The sequence below is a fragment of the Nocardiopsis sp. L17-MgMaSL7 genome, from assembly GCF_003182025.1.
In the GTDB taxonomy this organism is placed as follows: Bacteria; Actinomycetota; Actinomycetes; order Streptosporangiales; family Streptosporangiaceae; genus Nocardiopsis; species Nocardiopsis prasina.
Map to the genome: position 1 here is coordinate 129,249 of NZ_QGTF01000001.1, position 26,331 is coordinate 155,579.

20 protein-coding genes are annotated in these 26,331 nt (G+C 70.9%); 8 read left to right on the forward strand and 12 right to left on the reverse strand.

The features are described 5' to 3' along the window. Positions 1-46 precede the first annotated feature (46 nt). From BDW27_RS00600 to ppdK, 7 genes are all read right to left on the reverse strand, one after another. Complete coding sequence (locus BDW27_RS00600; protein WP_026129548.1) at positions 47-1,372, reverse strand: glycoside hydrolase family 18 protein; 1,326 nt, start codon at positions 1,370-1,372, stop codon at positions 47-49. Between the two features lie 117 nt (positions 1,373-1,489). Next, complete coding sequence (gene rpoD / locus BDW27_RS00605) at positions 1,490-2,575, reverse strand: RNA polymerase sigma factor RpoD (protein WP_026129549.1); 1,086 nt, start codon at positions 2,573-2,575, stop codon at positions 1,490-1,492. Between the two features lie 125 nt (positions 2,576-2,700). Continuing rightward, positions 2,701-5,490: a DNA primase gene (gene dnaG / locus BDW27_RS28110; protein WP_110047790.1), complete on the reverse strand. Its 2,790-nt coding sequence runs from the start codon at positions 5,488-5,490 to the stop codon at positions 2,701-2,703. Positions 5,491-5,620: 130 nt separating this feature from the next. Beyond that, positions 5,621-6,646 (reverse strand): LacI family DNA-binding transcriptional regulator, encoded by a 1,026-nt coding sequence (locus BDW27_RS00615; protein WP_233515575.1) that lies wholly within the window; start codon positions 6,644-6,646, stop codon positions 5,621-5,623. Between the two features lie 150 nt (positions 6,647-6,796). Beyond that, the gene (locus BDW27_RS00620; protein WP_017546250.1) at positions 6,797-8,062 is read right to left on the reverse strand and encodes a deoxyguanosinetriphosphate triphosphohydrolase; all 1,266 of its coding nucleotides are present in this window, start codon (positions 8,060-8,062) and stop codon (positions 6,797-6,799) included. Positions 8,063-8,111: 49 nt separating this feature from the next. Beyond that, positions 8,112-9,191, reverse strand: a complete 1,080-nt coding sequence (locus BDW27_RS00625; RefSeq protein WP_110047792.1) for a YdcF family protein — start codon at positions 9,189-9,191, stop codon at positions 8,112-8,114. A 338-nt stretch (positions 9,192-9,529) separates the two neighbouring features. Further along, positions 9,530-12,226 (reverse strand): pyruvate, phosphate dikinase, encoded by a 2,697-nt coding sequence (gene ppdK / locus BDW27_RS00630; RefSeq protein ID WP_110047793.1) that lies wholly within the window; start codon positions 12,224-12,226, stop codon positions 9,530-9,532. A 467-nt stretch (positions 12,227-12,693) separates the two neighbouring features. On the opposite strand from ppdK, the gene BDW27_RS00635 reads away from it, so the two are divergent. Beyond that, positions 12,694-13,365, forward strand: a complete 672-nt coding sequence (locus BDW27_RS00635) for a hemolysin III family protein (RefSeq protein ID WP_017546253.1) — start codon at positions 12,694-12,696, stop codon at positions 13,363-13,365. A gap of 94 nt (positions 13,366-13,459) precedes the next feature. On the opposite strand, the gene BDW27_RS00640 is transcribed toward BDW27_RS00635, so the two are convergent. From BDW27_RS00640 to BDW27_RS00660, 5 genes are all read right to left on the reverse strand, one after another. Further along, entirely contained in the window at positions 13,460-14,842 is a 1,383-nt protein-coding gene (locus tag BDW27_RS00640; RefSeq protein ID WP_110047794.1) for a permease prefix domain 1-containing protein, read from the reverse strand. Further along, positions 14,839-15,213 (reverse strand): PadR family transcriptional regulator, encoded by a 375-nt coding sequence (locus BDW27_RS00645; RefSeq protein WP_017546255.1) that lies wholly within the window; start codon positions 15,211-15,213, stop codon positions 14,839-14,841. Before BDW27_RS00645 ends, BDW27_RS00640 begins: the two co-directional genes overlap by 4 nt. A 538-nt stretch (positions 15,214-15,751) precedes the next feature. Then, positions 15,752-17,140 (reverse strand): glycine--tRNA ligase, encoded by a 1,389-nt coding sequence (locus BDW27_RS00650; RefSeq protein ID WP_193374266.1) that lies wholly within the window; start codon positions 17,138-17,140, stop codon positions 15,752-15,754. A gap of 203 nt (positions 17,141-17,343) precedes the next feature. Continuing rightward, the gene (locus BDW27_RS00655) at positions 17,344-17,640 is read right to left on the reverse strand and encodes an antibiotic biosynthesis monooxygenase (RefSeq protein ID WP_110047795.1); all 297 of its coding nucleotides are present in this window, start codon (positions 17,638-17,640) and stop codon (positions 17,344-17,346) included. 105 nt (positions 17,641-17,745) lie between these two features. Beyond that, positions 17,746-21,438 (reverse strand): CDP-glycerol glycerophosphotransferase family protein, encoded by a 3,693-nt coding sequence (locus BDW27_RS00660; protein ID WP_110047796.1) that lies wholly within the window; start codon positions 21,436-21,438, stop codon positions 17,746-17,748. A 327-nt stretch (positions 21,439-21,765) separates the two neighbouring features. Between BDW27_RS00660 and BDW27_RS00665 the strand changes: the two genes are divergently transcribed. From BDW27_RS00665 to BDW27_RS00695, 7 genes are all read left to right on the forward strand, one after another. Continuing rightward, positions 21,766-22,137, forward strand: coding sequence for a DUF6703 family protein (locus BDW27_RS00665; RefSeq protein ID WP_049571310.1), 372 nt, complete (start codon positions 21,766-21,768; stop codon positions 22,135-22,137). A gap of 89 nt (positions 22,138-22,226) precedes the next feature. Continuing rightward, positions 22,227-23,078, forward strand: a complete 852-nt coding sequence (locus tag BDW27_RS00670) for a metal ABC transporter ATP-binding protein (protein WP_110047797.1) — start codon at positions 22,227-22,229, stop codon at positions 23,076-23,078. Beyond that, a complete protein-coding gene (locus BDW27_RS00675; protein WP_017546262.1) occupies positions 23,071-23,973 on the forward strand; it encodes a metal ABC transporter permease in 903 nt (300 codons plus the stop codon). The genes BDW27_RS00670 and BDW27_RS00675 overlap by 8 nt, the downstream gene beginning before the upstream one ends. Further along, positions 23,970-24,377, forward strand: coding sequence for a Fur family transcriptional regulator (locus BDW27_RS00680; RefSeq protein WP_017546263.1), 408 nt, complete (start codon positions 23,970-23,972; stop codon positions 24,375-24,377). Before BDW27_RS00675 ends, BDW27_RS00680 begins: the two co-directional genes overlap by 4 nt. Positions 24,378-24,544: 167 nt before the next feature. Beyond that, positions 24,545-25,522 carry a sphingomyelin phosphodiesterase gene (sph, locus tag BDW27_RS00685; protein ID WP_110047798.1) on the forward strand — a complete coding sequence of 326 codons (978 nt, stop codon included), beginning with the start codon at positions 24,545-24,547 and terminating at the stop codon, positions 25,520-25,522. Positions 25,523-25,583: 61 nt separating this feature from the next. After that, positions 25,584-25,811: a hypothetical protein gene (locus BDW27_RS00690; protein WP_110047799.1), complete on the forward strand. Its 228-nt coding sequence runs from the start codon at positions 25,584-25,586 to the stop codon at positions 25,809-25,811. A gap of 2 nt (positions 25,812-25,813) precedes the next feature. Next, positions 25,814-26,173, forward strand: a complete 360-nt coding sequence (locus BDW27_RS00695) for a hypothetical protein (RefSeq protein ID WP_110048076.1) — start codon at positions 25,814-25,816, stop codon at positions 26,171-26,173. Positions 26,174-26,331 lie beyond the last annotated feature (158 nt).

Genomic DNA, 26,331 nt, shown 5'->3' on the forward strand with positions numbered 1-26,331 from the left:
CGGTGTGGGGTGGCAACCTCGGCGCGCGGCGCGGCTCTCGGGCCGATCAGTCCATGGACTCGCGCATGGCGCGAACCAGTGCGCCGTCGGGGTCCATGTCGAGGTTCCACACCATCATCCCGGCGAGGCCGTGCTCGCGGACGTAGGCGCCCTTGAGTGAGATCACCTCGGGGTTGTCGTAGGTCCACCACTCGTCGCCGTCGTAGACCCAGTAGGCGCCCGCCTCCTCGTCCAGGAAGCGGCGACCGTCCATCTCCTCCAGCTGGTCGAAGGGACGGGTGGGGCCGTCGTAGTCGTCGTCGGCCGCGCCCCCGGCGACCTGTCCGCGGCCCTCGTCCTGGGCGGGGACCCCCTGCCAGCCGCGCCCGAAGGCCGGGACGCCCATGACGATCTGGTCGGGGTCGGCGCCCAGGTCCAGGTAGCGCTGGACCGCCTGGTCGACGCTGTTGGCGTCCTCGTCGTGGCCGGGGGCGTACAGGTTGGAGTGGTGCGCGGTCCGTTCGCTCCAGGGGCCGGAGAAGTCGTACCCCTGGACCGTGGCGAAGTCGACGTGGTCGAACACCTCGGGTTCGAAGACCCCGGCGTGATCGCGACCCCCGGGCAGTGACGCGGACAGCACGTAGTCCTGCCCGGTCTCCCGGGAGAGGGCGTCCATCTGGCGGCGGAACTCGGCCACCAGCAGCGTGAAGTTGGCGGGGTCGTCGGGGTGCTCCACGTTGTCGGGGTTGCCCCTCCCGCCCGGCCACTCCCAGTCCAGGTCGACTCCGTCGAAGACGCCCGCGCCCGAGCCGTCCCCGCCCTGGGGCTCCTCACCGCGCACCGGCAGGTTCCCGCGCAGCCACAGGTCCAGACAGGAGGCGACGAAGGCCTCCCGGGACTCCTCGGTGCGCGCGGCGGTGGAGAAGTGCACCGACCAGTTCCAGCCGCCCAGGGAGAGGCTCGCGCCCAGGTCCGGATACTCCCCGCGGAGCTGGCGCAGCTGGTTGAGGCCGCCCGCGAGCTCCTGCTCGTACTCGTCAGCCTGCCCGCTGACGCTCTCGTCCGCCGCGTAGCGCCGCTGGTAGAGCTCCCAGGGCTGGTCGTGGCGGTCCTCGGGGATGTGGCACAGGCCGTCGCGGTCGATACCGCCGAAGGCCCACATGATCCGGGTGAGGTCCGCGGGCGCCCCGCTGCCGCGCAGCTCGTTGATGGTGTAGCCGCGGTTGGCCACGTTCCAGTCGGCGAAGTACCCGATCCGCTCGGGTTCGCGTTGGTTCTTGAGCACGAGTGCCCCCACGAGCAGCACGACGGCGGTGGCGGCCGCGCCCAGGACCAGCAGTGGACGCCGTCCGGAGGGCGTCCTGGACTCGGGCGGGGTCGGCGAGGCGTTCACACCTCGACCGTAGGGGCACCGGGGGACGAGGACGGGGCGTTCGTCCCATGTCGGCCACATGAGGCCGTTCCCGCGTTCCCGGGAACCCACGGTGGGCCCCGGACGTTGGCCTGTGCCTCATCCGCTGTGCAGGAAGTCCTTCAGGGTGCCCGCGCGCGAGGGGTGGCGGAGCTTGGCGAGGGTCTTGGCCTCGATCTGGCGTATCCGTTCCCGGGTGACTCCGAACTCGCGGCCCACCTCCTCCAGGGTGCGCGGGTGGCCGTCCGCCAGCCCGAAGCGGAGCCGGATGATCCGCCGTTCCCGCTCGGAGAGGTCCCCCAACAGCACTCGCAGCTGTTCCTGGAGCAGGGTGAACGCGGCCGCCTCCACCGGCACGACCGCGTCGGAGTCCTCTATGAAGTCACCGAAGTCGGACTCCTCCTCACCGATGGGTGCCTGGAGGGAGACGGGTTCGCGGGCGATGCGCTGGATCTCCAGGACCCGGTCCCCGACGAAGCCGGCGGCGGAGGAGATCTCGGCGACGCTGGGCTCGCGGCCCAGCTGCTGGTGCAGCTGGTGCTGGACCCGGACGAGCTTGTTGATGGTCTCGACCATGTGCACCGGGATGCGGATGGTGCGGGCCTGGTCGGCGATGGCCCGGGTGATGGCCTGGCGGATCCACCAGGTGGCGTAGGTGGAGAACTTGAAGCCCTTGGTGTAGTCGAACTTCTCCACCGCCCGGATGAGGCCGAGGTTGCCCTCCTGGATGAGGTCCAGGAAGAGGAGCCCGCGCCCCATGTAGCGCTTGGCGATGGACACGACCAGGCGCAGGTTCGACTCGATCAGCCGCCGCTTGGCCCGCCTGCCCTCCTCCACCAGCGCGGCGAGCTCGTCCGTCGCGCAGTGCCCCGGTGCGGGTTCCTGGCGCTGGGCGTACAGGCCAGCCTCGACGGCCTTGGCGAGGTCCACCTCCTCCTGAGCGGTCAGGAGCGGCACCCGGCCGATCTCGCGCAGGTACATGCGGACCAGGTCCGAACCCGAGCGGCGGCCCGGGTCGGTGACCGGCGCCGCCTCCTCCGGCTCGACCACGTCGACCCCGGCCCGGGCGAGGTCCGTGATGGTCTGGTCCAGGGAGTCGGGTGGCGCGTCGAGGCTTTCCAAAGCCGACGCGACCTCCCCACGGCTCACCGTTCCCCGACCGGAGTCGGGAAGGAGCGGAACCACTTGACGAACGGGTGGTATTTCGTTGGACACGACTGTGGGAGACACCACTCCATTGTGCCCGCAAACCCGCCGCAATAGGGAGAACTATTATTGTCACCCCGGTGCTACATACCGGTGGAACCCGACTACTGGAGGGCACGTTTCTGCTGGCCAAGCTGCATGAGTTCGACGAAGACCCGGTTGTATTCCTCCGGCTGAGCGGCCTGGTCAATCCGGTGGAGCTCGGATTTCAGGTTTGACTCCCGCCGGTTGATGGAATGAGTCCTGATTGTGCTCAGTATTTGCTGGGCGAAATGATCGTCGAGTTCTCCATAGAACTTGATCTCCTCCACGCCGAGGCGCGTGACGAAATCGCGTTGCGCGTCATTGGGGGCCGCGTCCCGAAGCGTCAGCGCCCAGGTCTCGGGGTCGCTCACCCCGGCGATCCCGCCCTGCTGCCGGATGAGCTGGAGCACCGCGCGGTGCTGGGGGACGGTGAAGTCCTCCTCCGTGAGCGTGTCGAAGCCCCGCGCGAGGTTCGGGAGCTTGACCGCGATCTTGAGGGCCTCCCGTTCCCGCTGCACGGAGGGGTCGCGCAGGTCGTAGGGGGCGCTCTGGGCGTCCGGCGTGGGCACCGGCGCCTGGGGCGCGGGCCGGGCCCCGCCCTGGCGCATGTGCTGGCGGACGCGGCGCACCACGAAGGCCTCGTCCAGGAACCCGAGCCAGCGGTCCAGGTTCTTGGCGTAGGCCTCCCGGGTGCCCGCGTTGCGGATGCTGGCCACCACGGGCGCGGCCGCGTCGAGGGCGGCGATCCGGCCCTCCACCGTGGACAGGTCGTAGTTCTCGAAGGTCTTGCGGACCATGAACTCGTACAGCGGGGTGGCGTCCTCCACGAGGTCGACCACCGCCTGGGGTCCGTTCTGGAGGCGCAGGTCGCAGGGGTCGAGGCCGTCGGGCTGGACGGCCACGAAGGTCTCCGAGGAGAACCCGTGCTCCTCGGCGAAGGCCCGCACGGCCGCCTTCTGCCCGGCCTTGTCGCCGTCGAAGGTGAACACCACCCGGGTCTCGTGGTTGGGCCGCCCGTGCAGCATCCGGCGCAGGATCTTGAGGTGGTCCTCGCCGAAGGAAGTGCCGCAGGTGGCGACCGCAGTGGTCACACCGGCCTCGTGGCAGGCCATGACGTCGGTGTAGCCCTCGACGATGACCGCCTTGCCCTGCTTGGAGATCTCCCGTTTGGCCAGGTCCAGGCCGTAGAGGAGGCGGCCCTTGTGGAAGATGGGGCTCTCCGGGGAGTTTAGGTACTTGGGCCCGTCCTCTTCGGAATCGAGCTTGCGCGCCCCGAACCCGACGACCTCCCCGGTGACCTCCCGCACCGGCCAGAGCAGACGGTTCCGGAACCGGTCGTAGGCTCCGCGCCGACCCTGACTGGCCAGGCCGCCCTCGATGATCTCGGCGTCGGTGAACCCCTTCTGACGCAGGTGGTCGGTGAGGTTCTGCCAGCCCGCGGGGGCGAACCCCAGCCCGAACTGCTCGGCGTGCACCCGGTTGAAGCCGCGCTCCCCCAGGAACCGCCGCGCGGCGACCGCCCCGGGTGACAGGAGCTGCTCGGAGTAGAACTGCGCCGCGGCCCTGTGCGCGTCCAGCAGGCGCTGCCGTTTGCCCTCGTCCCTGCGGGGGCTGCTGCGCCCGCCCTCCTCGAACCGCAGGACGATCCCGGTCTGCCGTGCCAGGGACTCGACCGCGTCCGCGAAGCTGAGGCTGTCGATCTTCTGCACGAAGGAGATGACGTCCCCGCCCTCCCCGCAACCGAAGCAGTTTCCGGTGAGGATGTTGTCTTCCAGGACGAAGGCGTGACCGTCGTCCACAACAGCGCAGAAGACCTCCTCGAACCGGTCGGTGTCCTCCACCGAGCGCACGGTCCAGCCCCTGCGGGCGAACTTCTTCTCCGCACTCGTGAAGCGCAGACGGTGCTCCTCGTGAAGGAGGAACTCCTCGGTCAGGTCCTCGTTGACGAAGTGCACCCGGAAGATCGAGGAGGGCTCCCTGCCGGGAAATCCCTCGCGTACCTGCTCGGTGATGCCGTAGGTGCCGATCCCGAGCCTGGTCGCGACCGCGCGGACGTGCTCCAGCACGGAGCGGTCCGCGCAGTTGAGCAGGACCGTTCCGTCCTTGGCGACGTGACCGTCGGCGGCAAGGTACCCGGCGAGCCACCCGTAGAGGTAGCTGTGGGACTCCTCCAGTGACGGCAGGTCCTTGAAGTGCCCGGGCAGGTGGTGGACAAGGATCTGGCGACCGCTCTGCGACGTCTCACTGTTGGGGAACCACTTGAGCAGCGCGGGGTCCTTCTCCGCGTCCAGTTGGGCCATGCTGCCGCGCCCGTGGCGGGTGCCGTCACCGAAGGTGATCCCGTGCGCGATACCGAACGGCGAGGGCGTGGTCCGGGTGACCTTCTTCGGCGGGAAGACGTGGGCGAGCCGGTGCTCGGGGCGCAGTTCCTCGGTGGTGACCTCACGCACCTTCGACCGGTCCTTGCCGGACTGCACGAACCACCGGTGCTCGGGGGTGGCGTGGATCTCCTTGTGCTGGCCGTTCCTGCTGAGGGTGAGCCGCATCAGCCGCTGCTCACCGAAGGAGTAGAAGGGAGCCTCCACCCAGGTGGCACTCCTGGTGAGGATCGTGTGTCTGCCCCCGGCCAGCTCCCGGATGGGCCTGACCCCGTCCCGGGTCAGCACCCGGGTCTCCCCTGCCAGACAGTAGAAGAGGTTCTTGGCGGGGGTGACGTTGAAGGAGGGGGACTTCTCGTCGTGGAAGGGGCAGAGCCCCTTGAGCGAGCCACCTCCGGCATTGCGCAGCTGGAGGTACTCACCGATCACGTCAGCGATGGGTGTGCGCTCGCGTACGAGGGCGATGTCTTCGTCTTTGATCCGGCCTGCCACGGTTTTCAGGGTAGTTCTCCCCCGGGCCGTTCCGACCACTGTCCACAGGGCGGGTCTCCCAAGACACCCGTTCGCGGGTGGTCCGGCTGCCCGGAGTGACGGTGATCATCGCGGGGCCCGGCGCCGGGGTTCAGCGGCGGCGCACGGGTGGCGGCCCGGTGCTCCCGCGTACGCGTAGGCGGGCCGGGACGAGCTGGGGCGCGGCCGGGTCCCTCCCGGGGGCGGCGAGCAGGTTCAGGAGCAGGCCCACGGCGGCCTCACCGACCTCGGCGGGGTCGCAGGCGGCGGTGGTGAGCGCGGGTACGAGGTGGGCCGCCTCCGGACGGTCGCCGAACCCGGCGACGCTGACCTGCCCGGGGACGCGCAGGCCGGACTCGTCGAAGGCGCGCAGCAGGCCGAGGGCGAGGAGGTCGTCGGCGGCCAGGACGGCGGTGACCTCCTCCCCCGCCGCACGTTGGGCCGCCAGTGCCAGTCCAGCGGTGTGACCGGCGTCCGGTCCGGTCACGGTGGGGATCTCGGGGACGGGAACACGCGCCCCGGCTTCCTCCAGGGCCGCGCGCCAGCCTCGGGTGCGGGCCGTGTGCCCCGGGGAGCCGTCGGCGACGTGGTGCACCGTGCCGTGCCCGAGTCCGAGCAGGTGGCGGGTGAGGGCTCGGGCGCCGCCGAGGTGGTCGGTTCCCACCGTCGCCAGGGGGTGGTGTGCGGTGCCGGGGTCCGGGTCGACCACGACGGTCGGCGGAGGGTGGTGGAGGGACCCGAGCTGCCCCTCCTGGCCGGGGACGAGGGCCACGCAGCCGTCGGGAGCGTGTTCCAGCAGGCGTTCGGCCGCGGCGGGCAGGTCCTCGGGCGCGGCTCCGGCGTACAGCAGGGTGCGGCCGGTGGCGCTCAGGGCGCGTTCCATACCGACCAGCGCGCGGACGGTGTCCGGGTGGTCGGGGACGGTGGTGAGCACGCCGACCAGTCCCGATCTGCGGGTGACCAGGGCGCGGGCGGAGGAGTTGCGGCGGTAGCCGAGTTCGGCGATGGCCGCGCGGACGCGGGCCTCAGTCCCGGGGAGCACCCCGGGGTGGGCGTTGAGGACGCGAGAGACGGTCTGGTGGGACACTCCGGCCAGCCGGGCGACGTCGTGCATGACGGGGCCACGCGGTGGGGGCATGCCCTGGTCCCTCGCTCGTGCCGGTGCGCTCCTGGGCGCCCCGCCACGCGGGCGCGGTGGCCGGGCGCACTGAGCAGTGTGCGGGCTCGTGTGGTGCGCGTCAAGACCGGTAACGGCGGTGATCCCGTCCGTCCCTGGTGAGGGGGTGTGTCAGCGGACGAGCCGGGCGTGCAGGGCGGTGGCGGAGGTGTCCGTGAGGGAGGCGACCTGGTCCACGACCACACGCAGGGCCGAGGTGTCGTCGGTGGCGTTCTCGAAGACGGCGCGGAACTGGGGGTCGAGGACCCCGGGGGACCCCTGCCACAGGGCGGCGACCAGGTCGGTGATGGTGCGGCGCTCCTCGGCCTGGTAGATCCGGGCCTCCTCGCGGGACATGACGAAGTGCGCGGCCACCGCCTTGAGCAGGGCGCACTCCAGGAGGGCGCGGCGCGGCAGGACGAGGTCGGCGCGGTAGCGGGTGAGGCGGCCGGGGCCGTGGGCGCGGCGGGTGGCGCCCTCCGCGGCGCGGCAGAACCGGCCGATGAGTTCGCTGGTGAGGTTCTTGAGGGCGGCGAGGGAGGCGAGGTCACCGGTGAACTCGGTGGGCCAGACGGGTTCGGCCAGCAGGTCGCCCAGGACCTCGTCGAGTTCGGCCGGGTCGGCGTCGCAGTACATCGCGGCGGCGATCCGGCAGACCTCGGCGCGCTCGCCCGGGTCGCGCAGGGCGGCCATGCTGACCAGGCCCGCGTGCAGGGCGTCCTCGACGTCGTGCACGGAGTAGGCGACGTCGTCGGCCCAGTCCATGACCTGGGCCTCGAAGCAGGTGCGTCCGACGGGCGCGCCCTCGCGCAGCCAGGCGAAGGCCTCGGAGTCGTCGGGGTAGCAGTTGAACTTGTGGGTGTCGCCGCCCTCACCGCGCCGCCAGGGGTACTTGACGGTGGCGTCCAGGGTGGCGCGGGTGAGGTTGAGCCCGGCGCTGCGGCCGCCGGGGTCGATGACCTTGCCCTCCAAACGGATGAGCAGGCGCAGGCTCTGGGCGTTGCCCTCGAACCCGCCGCACGCGGCTGCGGCCTCGTCGAGGGCGCGTTCGCCGTTGTGGCCGAAGGGCGGGTGGCCGAGGTCGTGGGACAGACACGCGGCCTCGACGAGGTCGGGGTCGCAGCCCAGGGCCTGGCCGAGTTCCCGGCCGATCTGGGCGCACTCCAGGGAGTGGGTCAGCCGGGTGCGCGGGAAGTCGCTCACCCCGGGCTGGACGACCTGGGTCTTGGCGGAGAGCCTGCGCAGCGCGGAGCTGTGCAGGACACGGGCGCGGTCCCGCTCGAAGGGGCCGCGACGCCTGCTCTTACGCGACTCCTGGGAGTAGCGCTCGGTGTCGCGTGCGGTGTACCCGTGGGTGCCGCTCTCCGCGCCCACGGTCTCTCCGGAGATGGTCGTCATGGGCCTGAGCCTACTTCCCGGCAACGACGAAACATGTCATTGGCCCTGGTCAGGCCGCGTTGACACGGATGTCACTGCTGTCGTTGAAGATCCAGTAGTACCAGAGCGACGCGGTTTCCCTCGTGATGTACCACAGCTGGGTCCGGCGTTCGATGACGGCGGGCCCGGAGCGCGAGGGCGAGGTGCCCGCCTCGATGCCGTGGTCGGCGGCCATCACCTTGGAGCGCAGGCTGTGCCAGGGGTCGGAGACCAGGATGGCGGTCTCCCAGCCGTTGGCCTCGAAGACCCCCTCCATGGCCTGGAAGCTCTGGAGGGTGTCGCTGCCCTCCTCCACCGCGACGACGTGGTCGGCGGGCACGCCCACCTCGATGAGCCAGTTGCGGCCCGCGGCCGCTTCGGTGAAGGCGTCGTCGGGCTGTTTGCCGCCGACCGTGACGATGTTGGGCGCCACGCCGTCCAGGTAGAGGACCTGGGCCTGGCGCAGTCGGGCCTCGAAGACGGGTGAGGGCACGCCGTTGTACTGGCTGGCGCCCAGGACCACGATGGCGTCGGAGGGCGTGCGGTCGTCCTGGCGCGCGGTGTACCACACCCACCCCCAGGTGCCGGGCGGGATCGCGATGGCGGCGACCAGGATCAGGGCGATGATCCAGCGCGCACGGAAACGGCGGCGCCTGCGGCGCCTGGGCGTGTGGGTGCGGGGCGGCGGGCGTCGGCCGCCGCGCTCACGGACGCGGGGTTCCTCGTACGGCTCGTCGTACGGCTCTTCGTGACCGGACCCCTCCCACGGTTCCTCGCTCCCGTACCCGTCGGTCTCGTCGCGGTACGGGGGGAGGTCCCGGTCCGCACGCGGCGACGGTCGGTCGCGGACGAACCTGCGGGTGAAGACCGCGCCCTGGTCCGCGGTGTCGGCAGGGTCGACACGGCTGAACTCCCGCGTGCTGTCCGCGGCGTCGGCGGGGTCACCGGGGTCGGAGGCCTCGGGCCGGGTGAACCGCCGGGTGCTCTCGGCGGCCGAGGCGGAGTCGGCCAGCCCGTCGCGGGAGAAGACCTGGGTGGCCTCGTGGTCAGCGGGGGTCATGGCCGGGTCATCCCACGGCTCGTCGCCGCGCCCGTCGCTCGCCGTTCGCACCGGCTCACCTCCGCTTGATTGGATCAGGAACGCGGTACGCCCACTGGGACGCCCCGCACCCACCGCTGGTTCGTGATCTCCCCGCGTGGGCGGGGGACCGGGAAGGGGGAGCCGGACGTGGCACGGGCGTCTGAGAGTGCCCGGAGCCCCGACTGCGGGGAGGGGGATCGGGGCGTCGCGCGTGAGCGCGTACCGACGTCGAAAATATATCACGAAAAGGTCACGGTCGACTTTTCCGTCGACTCGACCGTGATGCCCGATTCTAGTCTCACCGGTTCCGTGGAACGTCCGTGGCGGCGCCCCTTTCGCGGGGGGCGCCGCCACGGGCGTGCGGTCGGTCACCGCACGGCGCGACCGGCGGCCCGGCCCGCCTCCAGACGGGCCACGGGGACACGGAACGGCGAACAGGACACGTAGTCCAGCCCCACCTTGTGGAAGAAGTGCACCGAGGCCGGGTCGCCGCCGTGTTCACCGCACACACCGAGCTTGATGCCGGGCCGCGCCGCTCGGCCCTCCTCCACGGCGATGCGGATCAGGCGGCCCACGCCGTCCACGTCCAGGGACTCGAACGGCGAAACGCCGAACACGCCCTTCTCCAGGTAGGCGGAGAAGAAGGAGGCCTCCACGTCGTCTCGGGAGAAGCCCCACACGGTCTGGGTGAGGTCGTTGGTGCCGAAGGAGAAGAACTCGGCGTTCTCGGCGATCTGCCCGGCGGTCAGCGCGGCCCGGGGCAGTTCGATCATCGTGCCGACCGGGAAGTCCAGCTCGATCCCGTTCTCCTCCCCCACCTCGCGCAGGGCGCGCAGCGCGTCGTCCCGGATGATCTCCAGCTCCTGCACGGTTCCCACCAGCGGAATCATGATCTCCGGGCGGGGGCGGCCGCCCGCGCGGATCCGGTCCACCGCCGCCTGGGCGATGGCCCGCACCTGCATGGTGAACAGCCCGGGGACGACCAGCCCGAGGCGCACGCCGCGCAGCCCCAGCATCGGGTTCTGCTCGTGGAGCCTGTGCACGGCCTGGAGGACGCGCAGGTCGTTCTCGTGGCTCTCGCCCCTGGCCTCGGCTACCGCCACGCGTACCGACAGCTCCGTGATGTCGGGCAGGAACTCGTGCAGCGGCGGGTCAAGGAGGCGGACCGTGACGGGCAGTCCGTCCATGGCCTCCAGGATGCCGCCGAAGTCCTCGCGCTGGAGCGGCAGGAGGGCGTCCAAGGACCCCTGCTGTTCGTCGGGGGTGTCGGCCAGGATGAGGCGTTCGACGAGCTGGCGGCGGTCACCGAGGAACATGTGCTCGGTGCGGCACAGGCCGATGCCCTGGGCGCCCATGCGGCGGGCGCGGGCGGCGTCCTCGGCGGTGTCGGCGTTGGCGCGCACGTACAGGCGGCGGGCGGCGTCGACGTAGTGCATGAGGCGGTGCACGGAGCGCACGAGGTCGTCGGCCTGGTCGGAGGCTGGGTCGACCTCGCCCTCGAAGTAGCGGACCACCGGGGAGTCGACGACCGGGACCTCCCCGAGGTAGACCCGGCCGCTGGTGCCGTCGATGGAGATGACGTCGCCCTCCTCGATCACCTCGCCGCCCGGGGCGGTCATGCGCCGGTTCTTGGTGTCGATGTCGAGTTCCTCGGCGCCGCACACGCAGGTCTTGCCCATGCCGCGGGCCACCACGGCGGCGTGGGAGGTCTTGCCTCCCCGACTGGTGAGGATGCCCTCTGCCGCGATCATGCCCTCGAGGTCGTCGGGGTTGGTCTCGCGGCGGCAGAGGATGACCCTCTCCCCGCTGCGCGACCACTTCACTGCGGTGTAGGAGTCGAAGACGGCCTTGCCCACGGCGGCTCCGGGGGAGGCGTTCATGCCGCGTCCGAGGCGGTGCACGTCCTCCCCGGCGGTGGCCTCGTCGTCGAAGCGCGGGAACATCAGCTGGGCGAGCTGGTCGCCGGTGACGCGCTGGACCGCCTCGTCCAGGCCGATCATCCCCTGGTCCACGAGCTGGTCCGCGATCCTGAACGCTGCGGCGGCGGTGCGCTTGCCCACGCGGGTCTGGAGCATCCACAGCCTGCCGCGCTCGATGGTGAACTCGATGTCACACAGGTCGCGGTAGTGGTTCTCCAGGGTGTCCATGATGCCCATGAGCTCTTCGTGGCTCCGGGGGTCGATCCGCTCCAGCTCGGTGAGGGGGACGGTGTTGCGGATGCCCGCCACCACGTCCTCACCCTGGGCGTTTTGGAGGTAGTCGCCGTAGACGCCGGTCTGGCCGGTGGCGGGGTCGCGGGTGAAGGCCACCCCGGTGCCCGAGTCCATCCCGAGGTTGCCGAACACCATGGAGCAGATGTTCACTGCGGTGCCGAGGTCCGCGGGGATGCGCTCCTGGCGGCGGTACAGGACGGCGCGGGGGGCGTTCCAGGAGTCGAAGACCGCCTTGACGGCGAGGTTCATCTGCACGCGGGGGTCGGTCGGGAAGGGGCTGCCGGTCTGCTCGCCGACGATCTCCTTGAACCGCTCCACGAGCTGGCGGAAGTCGGCGGCGTCCAGGTCGAGGTCGTTCGTCGTGCCCTTGGCGGCCTTGAGCTCGTCGATGGCCTCCTCGAACAGGTCGCCGCCGATGCCCAGGACGGTCTTGCCGAACATCTGGATGAGGCGGCGGTAGGAGTCCCAGGCGAAGCGTTCGTCGCCGCCCTGGGCGGCCAGGCCCTTGACGGACTCGTCGTTGAGGCCGATGTTGAGGACGGTCTCCATCATGCCGGGCATGGAGAAGCGCGCGCCCGACCGCACGCTCACCAGGAGTGGGTCGTCGGGCTGGCCGAGGCGGCGCCCCATGGTGCTCTCCAGCTCCTTGAGGTCGGCCTCGATCTCGGCGTCGAGCCCGTCGGGGACGGCACCGTGCTCCAGGTAGTGACGGCACGCCTCCGTGGTGATGGTGAAACCGGGGGGAACCGGGAGACCGATGTTGGTCATCTCGGCGAGGTTGGCCCCCTTGCCGCCGAGCAGATCCTTCAGGTCCTTGTTGCCCTCGGTGAACTTGTAGACGTACTTGGTCACGGGGGTGCTCCCTCGTTCTCTCGCGGCCGTTCGACGCCGGGTCGGCCCCTGTTGGGCGCGACCCTATCCACACTCCGCACGAGCGGCCCTCCATGAACCACCCTTCATCGACAAAGCGCCTGTTCACGGACGCCAAAGAGGTCTATACCAATGGTCCACTCACCGCGCACGCCCCCCACCCGCGAGGACCCCACGGGAACCACTCCCCCGCCCACGACTACGCTGGTCAGGGACGCTCGACCACGCACCACCCCAAGGGCCGAACGGACAGAAACGACGAGAACCGGGGGCACGACCAATCCCCCTGCCCAGCACCCCTCCGGGACCCCACTGTGCCGCGCGACACAGCATTACCGTCAAGTAACCTACGCAGCCGTAAGTTAGGCTTCTCCATGTGGCCCGCCAGGGAGCGGGGTCGCTGGATCTGAGGGGTGCGAACGGTGTCGAAGGCGCGGGAAACAGGGAGCGTGCGAGCTGCGGCGGCCGCCGGGGACCTGCTGGAAGCGGTCAAGCCCCGGCTCCGGGGATGGCTCCACCTGGGGACCGCCCCGCTCGCCCTGGCGGCGGGCATCGTCCTGGTGGCGCTCTCCCCCACCGCGCCCGCCGTGGCGGCCAGCGCGGTGTACGCGCTCAGCTCGGTGATGCTCTTCAGCACCTCGGCCATCTACCACGTGGGCCGCTGGTCACCGCGCGCCCAGAAGGTCCTGCGCCGCATGGACCACTCGAACATCTACCTGATCATCGCGGGCACCTACACGCCGTTCATCATGCTCGTGCTGGAGGGCACCCTGCGCACGGCCATGCTGGCGCTGGTCTGGGGCGGCGCGGTCGCCGGGGTCGCGTTCAAGCTCCTGTGGCTGAACGCTCCGCGCTGGCTGTCCACCGCCCTGTACCTGGCCATCGGCTGGGTCGCGGTCCTGTTCATCCCGGACCTGGTCAACGGCACCCACCCGGCCACCTGGATCCTCATCCTCGTGGGCGGCGTGCTCTACAGCGTCGGCGCCGTGGTCTACGGGCTCAAGCGGCCCGACCCCGCGCCCCGCTGGTTCGGGTTCCACGAGATCTTCCACTCCCTGACCATCGCGGCCTTCGTCTGCCACTACATCGCGGTCTCGTTCGTCGTCTACACGGCGACCTGACCGGGGCGTCTCCGAACACGCGGTCACCCAGGCGGCCGGGCCCACGAGGGCCCGGCTCGTGTCTCGGGCGTCGCGCGTCAGGGCCTCGTGTGGGTCAGGAGAAGGCGAACAGCGGCGGGAACACCAGCACGACCACGGCCGCCCACACCGCGTACACGGGCAGGTAGGTGGTCTGCCATCGCTCGACCGCCGCGAACGGTCGTTTCCCCCGCACGAAGCCCAGCAGCAGCCAGGCCGACCACGCCAGGTGCACCAACAGCACGAGGTTCAGACCGAGCGCCGCGGTCTTGTTGGCGGTGAAGCCGAACTCCGCGATCCGGGTGAGCATGGCCGTCAGGGCGACGGCGTTCACCGCCAGCGCCGTGCCCACCAGGGCCAGCTGGAGCCAGTCGAAGACCCCTAGGCGCAGCAACGGGTCGCGCGCGGAGATCGAGTAGAGCAGCAGGAACAGGACCAGCACCAGGACCGCGTCCATCACGATCAGGAGTTCGCGGTCGACGTTGGCCAGGGGCCCGTTCACCAGCAGCGCGGCGAGGTCCGCGACCAGCATCAGCAGCGCCAACGGTGTGAAGACCTTGGCCAGAACCGGCGTGATGTTCTCCACCACGCTCTTCTTGGCCTCCACCAGCCACGCGGCCACCAGCAGCGCCCCCGGCACGCCGAACGGCAGGAGCCAGTCCGCAAAGAACGGGGTGATGTCCACGTCGGCCAGGCCGAGCACCGCGACGGTCAGGCCCACCAGGACCATGGAGCCCAGGGCGATCAGCACGAGGTACATCACGAGCTCGCCCGTGAACCGCACGAAGTCCATCCGCCGCCCGTGGGAGCGCCATCGGCCGCCCGTGTGCAGCACGCCCACGAGCAGCCACAACAGGACCGGCGCGTGCGTCAGGGCGAGGACGGCGGTCATCCCGGGCACCGGGAAGGGCCCGGAGGACTCCTGGAACGGGTAGAGGTTCACCGCCAGGGCCGGGGCCGCCGCGAGGGCCGCCGTCAGAGCGCCCACCTGCCAAGGGGCGCGGCGCTTCCAGGCGAACCACCCCGCCAGGAAGGGCAGGACCACGAAGGGCAGGTTGCGGGTCACCACCAGGCCCTCGTCGACCGAGGTCTCCAGCAGCTTGACCGCCGCCCCCGCGCCGAGCGCGAAGAGCAGCGTTACTCCGAGCTCGCGCCAGCGCGACGCACCGGACTCCTCGTCGGTGTCGGGGACCAGCACCAGCTGTTTCCAGAGCCGGTGGGAGTGCTCTCTGGCGAACTCGCGCGAGACCGCGTCCAGGCCGCCCATGCGCTTGACCGCGACGAGGAAGGCCTCCTCGCCGTCCAGGCCACCCGACTCCAGTTCCGCGATCTGCTCGCGCAGGTGGTCCTCCATCTCCTCCACGTCCGGGGCGGAGATGGCCCGGCGGCGGGTCACGAATCCGCGCCACTGGTCGATCTGTTCCTCCAGCACGTCACCGCGTGCGGTGCCGCCGGTCACGCGAACCCCCCGGCCGGGGCGGGGCCGGGGTACTCCGGGCGCGGCACGGACTCCCACACCTGCCGGAGCGCCTCGGCGACCACGCTCCACTGTTCGCGCCGCTCCGCCAGAGCCTCCAGCCCCGCCTCCGTGATGGCGTAGTGCTTGCGCCGTCGCCCCGCCTCGGACCTGCCCCAGGAGGCACGCACGAGTCCGTTGCGCTCCAGTCGGTGCAGCAGCGGGTAGAGCATCCCGTCCGTCCAGGTCATCCGCCCGTCGGAGAGTTCGTTGACGCGTTTGACGATGGCGTAGCCGTAGGACTGTCCCTCGGACAGGATTCCCAGGACCAACGGTGTGGCCGAAGCGGCGACCAGGTCCTTGTCGATGTGCATGCGTGTCCTCACCCCTGTGCGTTCGTGACACGATGAACCCTAGCAGTTCTAGGCATAGCACTCCTAGGCATGGACCCCAGGGCGAGGAGCGGCCATTTCCGGTCGTCACGATTTACTCACGCGATGGGACGAACCGGCCGAAACTCCCCCAACGCTCCTCGGGCCTGCCGTTAGGTTGAGTACCGGTGCTGTGGCCGTGTGCGGCCAGGGCGCCGAGGAGGCGGCCGGAAACCACATCCCCCCGGGTCCGGCCGTCTCTGCTGTGTCACCTCCTCCCCTGCCGACCACCGCCTTCACCGCCGCGCGCGCGGCGGACCGCCCCGGCGCAGGCTCCCCCGGGGTGAGGGTCAGGACGGGGGCGTCAGAGGGGTTGCGGTGGACACCCCCACCCTCGCGTCAGCCGTGGTCCGACCGAAGGGCCCGAGCCCGTGCTCAGCAGGTGGTCCGAATCGCGGGAGTGGCGCCCCGCCGACGCCGAACGGCCGCCCCTCCCCGGTTCGGGGACGGACGGCCGTGGGCGTCGGAGGCGCTCCGGGAGCTAGCAGCCGGGCAGGCGCTCCAGCAGGTACATCTCCACGCGGTCCAGGGACACGCGCTCCTGCGACATGGTGTCGCGCTCGCGCACGGTCACCGCGTTGTCCTCGAGGGTGTCGAAGTCCACCGTCACACAGAACGGGGTACCGATCTCGTCCTGGCGGCGGTAGCGGCGGCCGATCGCACCGGCGTCGTCGAACTCCACGTTCCAGCGCTTGCGCAGCAGGGCGGCGAGGTCGCGGGCCTTGGGCGAGAGGTCGGCGTTGCGCGACAGCGGCAGGACGGCGGCCTTGACCGGCGACAGGCGCGGGTCCAGGCGCATCACGGCGCGCTTCTCCAGCTTGCCCTTGGCGTTGGGCGCCTCGTCGACGTTGTACGCGTCGAGCATGAACGTGAGCACCGCCCGGTCGACACCGGCCGCGGGCTCGATGACGTAGGGGATGTAGCGCTCGTTGTTCTCCTGGTCGAAGTACGACAGGTCGACACCGGAGGCCTCGGCGTGCGTCTTGAGGTCGTAGTCGGTGCGGTTGGCGACGCCCTCGAGCTCGCCCCACTCACTGCCCTGGAAGTTGAACCGGTACTCGATGTCCACGGTTCGCTTGGAGTAGTGGGAGAGCTTGTCCTGCGGGTGCTCGTACAGCCGCAGGTTGTCCTTGGCGATGCCCAGCTCCAGGTACCACTGGTGGCGCTGGTCGATCCAGTACTGGTGCCACTCCTCGTCACTGCCCGGCTTGACGAAGAACTCCATCTCCATCTGCTCGAACTCACGGGTCCGGAAGATGAAGTTCCCGGGGGTGATCTCGTTGCGGAACGACTTGCCGATCTGGCCGATGCCGAAGGGGACCTTGCGGCGGGCGCTCTGCTCGACGTTCTTGTAGTTGATGAAGATGCCCTGCGCCGTCTCCGGACGCAGGTAGGCCAGGCCCTTCTCGTCCTGGACCGGGCCCAGGTAGGTGCGCAGGAGGCCGTTGAACATACGGGGCTCGGTGAAGGAGGCCTTGGCGCCGCAGTTGGGGCAGGCGATCGCGGCCAGGCCGTCGGCGGGCTCCTTGCCGTGCTTCTCCTCGTAGGCCTCGATGAGGTGGTCGGCCCGGAAGCGCTTGTGACAGGACTGGCACTCGGTGAGCGGGTCGACGAACGCCGTCACGTGGCCGGAGGCCTCCCAGACCTCGCGGGCCAGGATCACGCTGGAGTCCAGGCCGACGATGTCGTCCCGCTCCTGCACCATCGAACGCCACCACTGGCGCTTGACGTTGTTCTTGAGCTCCACGCCCAGGGGGCCGTAGTCCCAGGCGGCGCGCAGACCTCCGTAGATCTCGCTGGAGGGGTAGACCAGACCTCGGCGCTTGGCGAGGTTGACCAGTGCGTCCATTGCCTCTGACTTGGCGGCCATGGGGTGACTCTCCATCCGGCTGGCGGTCGGTGGATCGCTGTTCGCGATACATCGTCGGTTCTGTTGGGATGCGGTCCGCGCGCGGAGCCACGGATGTGGCGCACCGGGAGACCGCTTCCCACCAGGCTAGAGCAATCCGGAGGCGGGCGCGCACTGTTTGTGCGGGCCCCGCCCCGACCACGCGCGGAGGAGAGCGGCGAGGGTCAGGTCGACGTCTCGCCGCTGGCGAGGATCTCGAACGCGGAGGGTTCGTCGATGGCCCGGGAGAGCAGCGGGACGGCGGTGACCTTGACGTCGAAGTCGGACAGGGCCCGCCGGTAGAACCCGGCGCCGTCCCACTCGGTGACCACGGTCCACAGCGTGGGTTCGTCGGCGGCGCGGCCGATGCGGTGGCACCGGAATCCGGGGCGCTGGGCCAGGACCGCCACTGCGGCGTCGGCGTCGGTTCGGAAGGCCTCGGTGTCGGCCTCGGGCACGGAGTATCGGGTGATGACGATCACCCGACCATTGTGGCGCAGACACGGGAGCGGGCCGCCCCGGAGGTGGTCCGGAGCGGCCCGGGTACGGGCCGGGGCGAGGCGCGGCCCCAAGCGGGCGCCGCCCTGCTACTCCTTGCCGAAGACGCGGTCCACGACCCTGGCGGAGGCGAGGCCGTCGTCCAGGGGGCAGAACTGGTCCACGAACGCCCGGTAGGAGGCACCGCTGCGCTTGGCGACCTCGTCGATGTCCAGCAGGGACTCGATGACGTCGTCGGAGCGGGTCAGCAGCGGTCCGGGGGCGGTCTCCTCGAAGTCGAAGTAGAACCCGCGCAGGTTGTCCCGGTAGCTCTCCAGGTCGTAGGTGAAGAAGAGCATGGGACGGCCGGTGTTGGCGAAGTCGAACATCATCGACGAGTAGTCCGTGATCAGCACGTCGGTGATCAGGAAGAGCTCCATGATCTCCGGGTACAGGGACACGTCGTAGACGAAGTCCTCCCCCACGATCGGCACGCTGTCCACCACGCGGGGGTGGCGGCGCACCAGCAGCACGTGGTCGTCGCCGAGCTTCTCGTACATGCGGCGCAGATCCAGGTGCAGGTCCAGCTTGTGCTTGCCGCGCGTGTAGTACTTGTCGTCCCGCCAGGTGGGGGCGTACAGGACCACCTTCTTGCCCTCCGGCAGGCCCAGCAGGCGCCGGGTGCGCTCGGCGACGGCCTCGCGCTCCGGCGAGAAGAAGATGTCGTTGCGCGGGTATCCGGTCTCCAGGACCTCGCCCTCGAACCGGAAGGCGCTGCGCAGGATCGGGGTCGCCCAGGGGCTCGGCGAGACCAGGTAGTCCCACTGCCGCGTCTCCCACGCGAGCTTGTCGAAGTAGTCGCGTGACTTGCCCCGGATGTTCTCCACGTCGAAGCCGATGCGCTTGAGCATGGACCCGTGCCAGGTCTGCACGACCACCTGGTCGGGGTGTCGGTGGAACCACGCGGGCTGGCGGGAGTTGCTGACCAGGTACCGGCTGCGGGCCAGCTCCCGGAAGTACTCCTCGCCCTTGTGGCGGACCGGTGTGAGGTCGTCGGGCAGGCGGACCTGCCCGTCGGCGACCAGCCAGGACATCGGGTAGTCGGCCCACTTGTCGCGCTTGCGCAGCTCGGCGTAGAGGCTCTGCGGGCTGTCCGAGTACTGGCGCCCGGTGTAGGTGTCGAAGAGGATGCCCTCGGTGACGGGCTCCGCGCGCTGGGCCGGGTAGAAGGTCTCGCGGAGCTCGCGCTGGGCGAAGGCGCCGCGCTCGGCCGGGCGCAGGTCGGTGCCGACCTGGAGCACCGGGATGCCGCGCCCCTGGTAGGAGAGCGTGTACGTGCGCTCGGGGCTCTCGGTCTCGGTCGGCAGGTCGTGGATGAGCGAGTCGGTGAACTCCACGCCCACGTCCACGCTGGCCGCCTCGCCGCCCTCCCCCGCGGCCTCCTCGCTGACCCGGCCCCACAGCTGGTAGGAACCGGTGGACAGTGAGAGCTCACCGGACAGGGTGGCGATGCGGGAGGGGTCGAACCGGGCGGTGAACCGGTTCCCGGACCGCTCCACGGTCAGCTCGTGCTCCTCGTCGCGACCGCGTGCCTTGGCCACCACGCTCAGCTCGTTGCTCGGGGAGAACTCGCCGCCGAGGACCAGGACGCGCTCCTGCCACTCCGCCCGGTCGACCCAGGGGTGGGCCCGACCGGCCCGCAGCTTGAGGTGGCCGGTGAAGGTCCGCTGCACGGCCAGCTGCTGCTGGGCGCCCTCGGAGTCGTAGGCGGTGGTCCGGGCCTCGTCGGGCAGGACCAGGGGGACGGTGCGCTGGTCGGCGGTGACCAGGTGGGCGTCCCACTCCTCCTGTCGGATCACGCCGCCGCACTCGCTGAGGCTGCGGGCGAAGAGCTCCTCGGCACGCACCCTGGCCTCGAAGCGGCCGCCCTGGATGGTGACCGGGTAGCTGAGCCGTGCCGTGCCGGGACGCCGCACCAGCCGCAGCTCGGTGGCCTCGGCGGCGGGCGCGGACAGCAGCTCGCCGCCCAGGGTGAGCTCGGCGGTGCGGACGTCGAAGCGGTGCTCGGTGACCTGGGCGCGCGCGGGTTCCACGGCGATGACCAGGTGCCGGTCCTTGTTCCAGTGCGGGCGCACCCACACGTCGTCGCCGACGCTCTGGTAGCCGGGCCGCTCGGGCGGGCCGGGCACGGGGCTGGAGACGATGCGGCGGCGGGCCAGGCTGCGGTTGAACACCACGAGCTCGATCTTCCACTCGCCGGGTTCCCAGTCGCCGGGACCGCGCAGACGGCGGGGGTCGACGACGACCGTGAAGCCGCCGTAGTCGTGACGCGCGGAGTCGGGCAGGTCCGGGAGGCGGTACTCGGCGGCCAGGCGGGTCCGCACCGGGACGCGGACGCGGCGCTTGGTGGCGGTGTTGACCACGAAGGCCACCACGTGCTGCTGCCAGCGCTTACGTGCGCGCAGGTTGCGGATGCCGATCCGGCCGCTGACGTGCAGGCGGCCGTCCTCCCAGTGGATGTCCTCGGTCTTCTGCCGGACCTTGATCTCGTCCTCGAGGCGGTAGATCTCCCGGGGGACCGCCTTGGCCGGGTCCTTGGCTCCGAAGAACGGGTAACGGATGTAGTAGCCGAGCCCCTGCCGGACGACCGTGGCCTTCTTGATCTCCACGCTCTTGGCGAAGGTGGCCACCTCCAGCACGTCGTCCAGCCGCCGCTTGCGCACCAGGTGGTACAGGAGGCGGTCCAGCACGTTCAGGCCGCGCAGGAGGCTGTCCGGGACGTGGTCGAGGTAGGCGTTGAGCAGGTCGAGGACGGTCTCGCGGACCTTCTGGTCCGCGTCGTCGAGGCGCAGGACGAGGCGGTGGAGTTCGCCCTGGAGGCGGATGCGGTCCCACAGCTCCCGGTCAGCCGTGGTGAGGTCGGCGCCGAGTTCGCGCATGGCCGTGACGCGGCGGGTGAGGGCCGCGCTCTCCAGCGGGGTGCCGGCCTTCTCTCGTTCGCGCATCAGCAGGACGGGCGCGGGCAGGACGTCGACGGCCTGGGCGAGCAGGGTGGCGCGGCCGATGGCGAGGTCGGCGTCCTCCTTGGCCACGCCGTGATCGGGCAGGGAGTCCCAGAACTCCCGGCGCCAGAGCCGGTTGCCGAGGGTGGCGTCCGCGATCAGGCCGGGGACCGCCCTGGGGTCCTCCGCGAGCCGGTGGCGGCCGAACTTGCGGTGCGCCTTGGAGGGTGCGGCGCCCAGCTCGTTGAACTGGTGGACGTTGCCGATGACCAGGTCTGAGCGGGTGTCGGCAGCGCTCTGGGCCAGGTGGGCCAGCGCGTAGGCGGTGAGCGCGTCGGAGCCGGCGAGGAAGAGCAGGTGGCTGCCGGTGGCGGCGGCCGCGCCCCTGGAGCGTGCCTCGGTGTGGTGCGGGGCGGGTTCCCCGGGCAGGAGGGTGACCCTCAGCCCGGCGGGCGGTGCCGCGGCGAAGGCGGTGGCGGTGGCCAGCCCGTCCTCGCGCGCGGACTCGACGGCCTCGTCCCCCTGGTCGTTCTCCTCCGGGAGGGTCTCGTCGGAGGTGGTCGCCTCGTCGTCCCCGTTCGTGTCCGGGTCGGTGGTCCCGGGGTCGGACGGTTCCGGCGCGGGGCCACCGTTGGTGGTACGGACCGGGGCGAGGACGATCTCGATGTCCGGTCGTGCGGCGCCGTCGCGCGCCGCCGCCCCGGTCTGGCTCTCGTCGCGTTGACGGGCCAGAGAGTCGAGGCAGTTCTGCAAGTGTGGTTCGGTGACGTCGAACGTCACGATGACTGTGGGTTCGGGCACGGAAGTTGACACCCTCCGGAGGGTTCGTCTCTACACGACGTGCGGGCACCGCGGTGCGGACGGTCCGCATGGAACAGACGGTCAGTAACTGAATGTAGACGGTTCACGACCCGTCTCGTGTCGAACCCGGAACAGTCGGGGGTGCGGGTACGAGGGGAGATGCGCGGTGTTGCGCCGCGCCTGTGCCCGGCGCTGTGCCAGGGCCCTGCACTAGGGTCTGATCCAGGATTATCACAGGCCCCGAGACACGGTGCGCACACCGACCGCCCCCAAAGCGTCCGGTCGGGGTCGTGGGGGGCGGGACACAGTGAAGAGGAACAGGCGGCGATGGCCTCTCCCGAGCACGAGGACGAACAGCGACGACCCGCCCCCGGGCGTCCGCTTCCCCCGGGTGACTCCCTTTTCACCCCGGGCGCGGGGCGGTTGCGCCACGAGGTGGAGCGGCGCAGCGCGGTGCCCTTGGTGTGGCTGCACCAGCGGCCGGGGTGGCTTCCGCCGGTGGTGTTGGGAGCGTTGTTCCTGGCGGGCCTGATGGCACCGGGCTGGTTGGGCGCTCCGTGCCTGCTGCTGGTGGCGGCGGCCTTCGGGTGGCTGGCCTTCCTGACCTGGCCCTCGCTCCACAGGCAGCAGCGGGTGCCCCGGGTCCTGATGATCGTCGTGGTGCTGGTGTTGGCGGTGGCGAGGATGCTGGGATTCTGAGGCCGGGGACGCTCGGCTTCCGGGGCCGGGGGACGCTCGTCACTCTTGTCAGTTTTGACAATCATTTTCGTTTTCGTGATAATGAAGCAGTGTCTGCCCAGTTCACGGAGGACGGGGCCCCGGGCCCCGACACCCCGCCCGCCTTCCAGGCCGTCGACGCGCACGCCGCCTACGACGGCGTCACCGTCCTCGACGGCGTGAGCCTCGACGTCCCCGTGGGTCAGACCATGGCCGTACTCGGACCCAACGGTTCGGGCAAGTCCACCCTGATGCGCGCGATGCTCGGCGTCGTGCCCCTCACCTCCGGCCGGATCCTCCTCCACGGAACGCCCCTGCGCCGGTTCCGGGACTGGAAGCGGATCGGGTACGTGCCCCAGCGGCTCACCGCCGGGGGCGCGGTGCCCGCCACCGTGCGTGAGATCGTCGCCTCCGGGCAGGTCGCCCGACGCCGCCGCCTCTCCCTGCCCATGCGGGCCGACCGCGCCGCCGTCGACGAGGCCCTGGCCGCAGTGGACCTGTCCGACCGCGCCGGGGACGCCGTGCGCGAGCTCTCCGGCGGCCAGCAGCAGCGCGTGCTCATCGCCCGCGCCCTCGCCGGACGCCCGGACACCTTCGTGATGGACGAGCCCATGGCCGGGGTCGACGCGGAGAACCAGCGCGCCCTGGCCCGGGCCATCGCCCGTCTGCGCGACCAGGGCAGCACCGTGGTCCTGGTGCTGCACGAACTGGGCCCCCTGGAGGAGGTCATCGAACGCGCGGTCGTGCTGGAGCACGGCCGGGTCGTGCACGACGGCCCCGCCCCCGCCGCAACCGGCGAGTGCGCGCGTCCCGGGCACGAGCACCAGCATCCGCACCCCGACCCCAACGATCCCGACCCCAGCTCCACGCACGGCGCCGCGCCGGCGGAGATGGTCCGCCTGGAGGTACCCCGCCGTGACTGAGCTGCTCCAGTACGAGTTCATGCGGCGCGCGCTGCTCGCCGCGGTGCTGGTCGGCCTGGTCACCCCGATCATCGGCACCTTCCTGGTCCAGCGCAGGCTCGCCCTGCTGGGCGACGGCATCGGGCACATCGCCCTGACCGGTGTGGCGCTGGGCCTGCTCACGAGCACCTCACCGGTGCTCACGGCCGCTGTCGTGGCCACCCTGGGCGCCATCCTCATGGAGCTGGTCCGGGTACGCACACGCACCAGCGGCGACGTCGCGCTGGCGCTGCTGTTCTACGGCGGTATCGCGGGCGGCGTCCTGCTCATCGGGATCACCCCGGGGGCGAGCAACGCCACCCTCACGTCGTTCCTGTTCGGTTCGGTGAGCACCGTCGGCGAGCAGGACATCTGGATCGTGGGCGTGCTCGCGGTGGGCGTGGTCGCGGTGCTGGCCGTGTTCGGACGGGAACTGTTCGTCCTGTGCCAGGACGAGGAGGTGGCCAGGGCCCACGGCCTCCCGGTCCGCTTCCTGAGCATCCTCCTGGCGGTGACCGCCGCGCTGACCGTGGTGATCGCGATGCGGGTGGTCGGCGTGCTGATGGTGAGCGCGCTGATGATCGTCCCGGTCGCCGCCGCGCAGCAGCTGAGCCGCAGTTTCCGGGTGACGATGGGGCTGGCGGTGCTGATCGGTCTGGTCTCCTCGCTCGGCGGGCTGACCACGGCCTTCTACTCCGACCTCGCGCCGGGGGCCACGATCGTGCTGCTGGCCCTGGCCGTCTTCTGCCTCGCCGTGTTGCTCGGCGGGGTCCTGCGCCGTGTGACCAAGCGGCGGACACCGGCACCCCAGCATCCCGTGGCGGGGGGTCCGGCGGATACGATGCCCCAGACAGATCGGGGGAGGGTGACACCATGAGTACACGTCGCGAGGCCGTCCGTCAGGCACTGACCGAGTCCTCCGGTTTCCGCAGCGCGCAGGACCTGTACGCGGACCTGCGTGCCGACGGTTCCAAGATCGGCCTGACCACGGTGTACCGGGCTCTCCAGGCCCTGAGCGACTCCGGTGAGGTCGACGTCCTGCGCACCGACGACGGCGAGGCCGTCTACCGTGCGTGCGACACCGAGAGCCACCACCACCACCTGGTGTGCCGGACTTGCTCCACTGCCGTGGAGATCGAGGGTCCCACCGTGGAGCGGTGGGCCGCCGAGGTGGGGGCCAAGCACGGCTTCACCGGGGTGACCCACACGGTCGAGGTGTTCGGCACCTGCGGCCCCTGCTCGCTGCGTCCGGCCCCACAGGGCAGCGCACAGCAGGTCTGACCGACGACGCCCGAGGGCCCCGTGCACGCGTGTGCGGGGCCCTCGTCGTGTGCAACCCCCGTTCACCGGGGCGGGTCCTCGCCGGTCGGGAGAGTGCACGCGGTCTCCACCCGGTGGTTACCGACTGGTAGCCGTGTCGTGTCATGGCTGGGCCAGGCTGTGCCCTCGTGTACAGACGAACCACGGCCGCGCTGCTGACCGCACTGCTGATCTCCCCGCTCCTGTCCGCCTCCCCCGCCTCCGCCTCCGCTTCCGCGTCCGAGGACCTGACCGACCCCCGCGTCGTCACCCACAACGCCTTCCTCCTCCCCAGGGCCCTCTATCCCCACTGGGGCCAGGACGTCCGCGCCGACCTGACCGTCCGGGACGGGCTCCTCTCCGGCCAGGACGTCGTGGTCCTCCAGGAGCTCTTCGACAACTCCAGCGCCGACCGCCTGCGCGCGGGTCTGGCCGAGGAGTACCCGCACGGCACCCCCGTCGTGGGCCGTTCCAGGTCCGGGTGGGACCACACCACCGGTTTCCGCGACGTGACCGTCACCAGCGGCGGTGTCAGCGTGCACAGCGTCTGGCCGGTCGTCCGGGCCGAACAGCACCTCTTCGCCCGCGCCTGCGGGGCCGACTGGTTCTCCAACAAGGGCTTCGCCTACGTCGAACTGGACACCCCCGACGGCCGCCTGCACGTGGTGGGCACCCACCTGCAGTCCGAGGACAGCGCGTGCGGCTCCGGCGAGGACGCGCGCGTACGCGAGGCCCAGATCGACCAGATCGTGGCTCTGCTGGACTCCAGAGGCATCCCCGACGACGAGCGGATCTACCTGGCCGGTGACCTGAACATCGTGGGCGGGGGCGCCGAGTGGGAGCGCGCCGTCGACCGACTGGACGCCGTGGCCCCCGACCACACGGGCGACGCGCCCTCCTGGGACCCCTCGAGCAACTCGATCGCCGCGCACGACTACGCGGACTGGGACGCCCAGCAGCTGGACCACGTCCTGCCGATCCGCAACGGCGCCGCACCGCGTGCCTACGCCAACGAGACCCGGGCGGTGAAGAGCGAACCCTGGACGGTACGCTCCGGGGGCCGCTCGTACACCTACGACGACTACTCGGACCACTACCCGGTGTTCGGTTCCACCCCGCGCCCCTGACCCCGGCGGGAAGCACCCTCGACAGGCCCCCTGCCCATGGGGGAATCTGGGAAGGAACGCGTTGGGCCACTGGACGAAGCACCCGAAGAAGGAGGGTGAGGAGGCGCTCCGGCAGATCGCGGAGCTCGGGTGGCGGGTCGAGGACCCGCCCACGTACTACACGATCAAGTGTCCCTGCGGAGCCCATCAGCGACAGGTCCACCTGTCCCCCTCCAACCCCCACTACTGGACGCAGACCGTACGCTACGTGAGACGAGTGTGCCCGCCCGAGCAGCAGGAGGACGTGTGAGCGTGAGCGTGAGGACCGCCACCCAGCTGTCCCTCCAGTTCCGGCTGGGCTCCGCACCCGCGAGCACTCCGGAGATGGTCCACGCGCACGGTGAGGCCGTGATGCGGGAGCTGCTCGAACTGGAGCGGCACAACCCCGACTTCACCGACTCGACCGTGAGCACCGACGCCCTGGCGCGTAACGTCACCGTGGAGATCCTGGTTCTGGACGAGGGCGACCCCCTGCGGGTGCTGCGCCGGGCCCTGGACCTCGTCCGCACGGCGATCCACGCGGCGGGCGGCGCCACCCCGAACTGGCCGGTCGACGACCAGCCGAGCCGGGTGAACATGGCCACCGCCCAGGACCTGGTCACGGCCACCTGAGGTCTCGCCCCCGAGTCCGCGTGCGCGGAGGCCCCCACCGCGGGTCGCGGTGGGGGCCTCGTGTCGTCGGAGCAGTTCGACGGTCACCCCGCGGGACGGTGGCTGGCGCGGCGACGGCCGGACCTCTCGGTCGCCGCCTCACCGGGGAGCGCGGACCG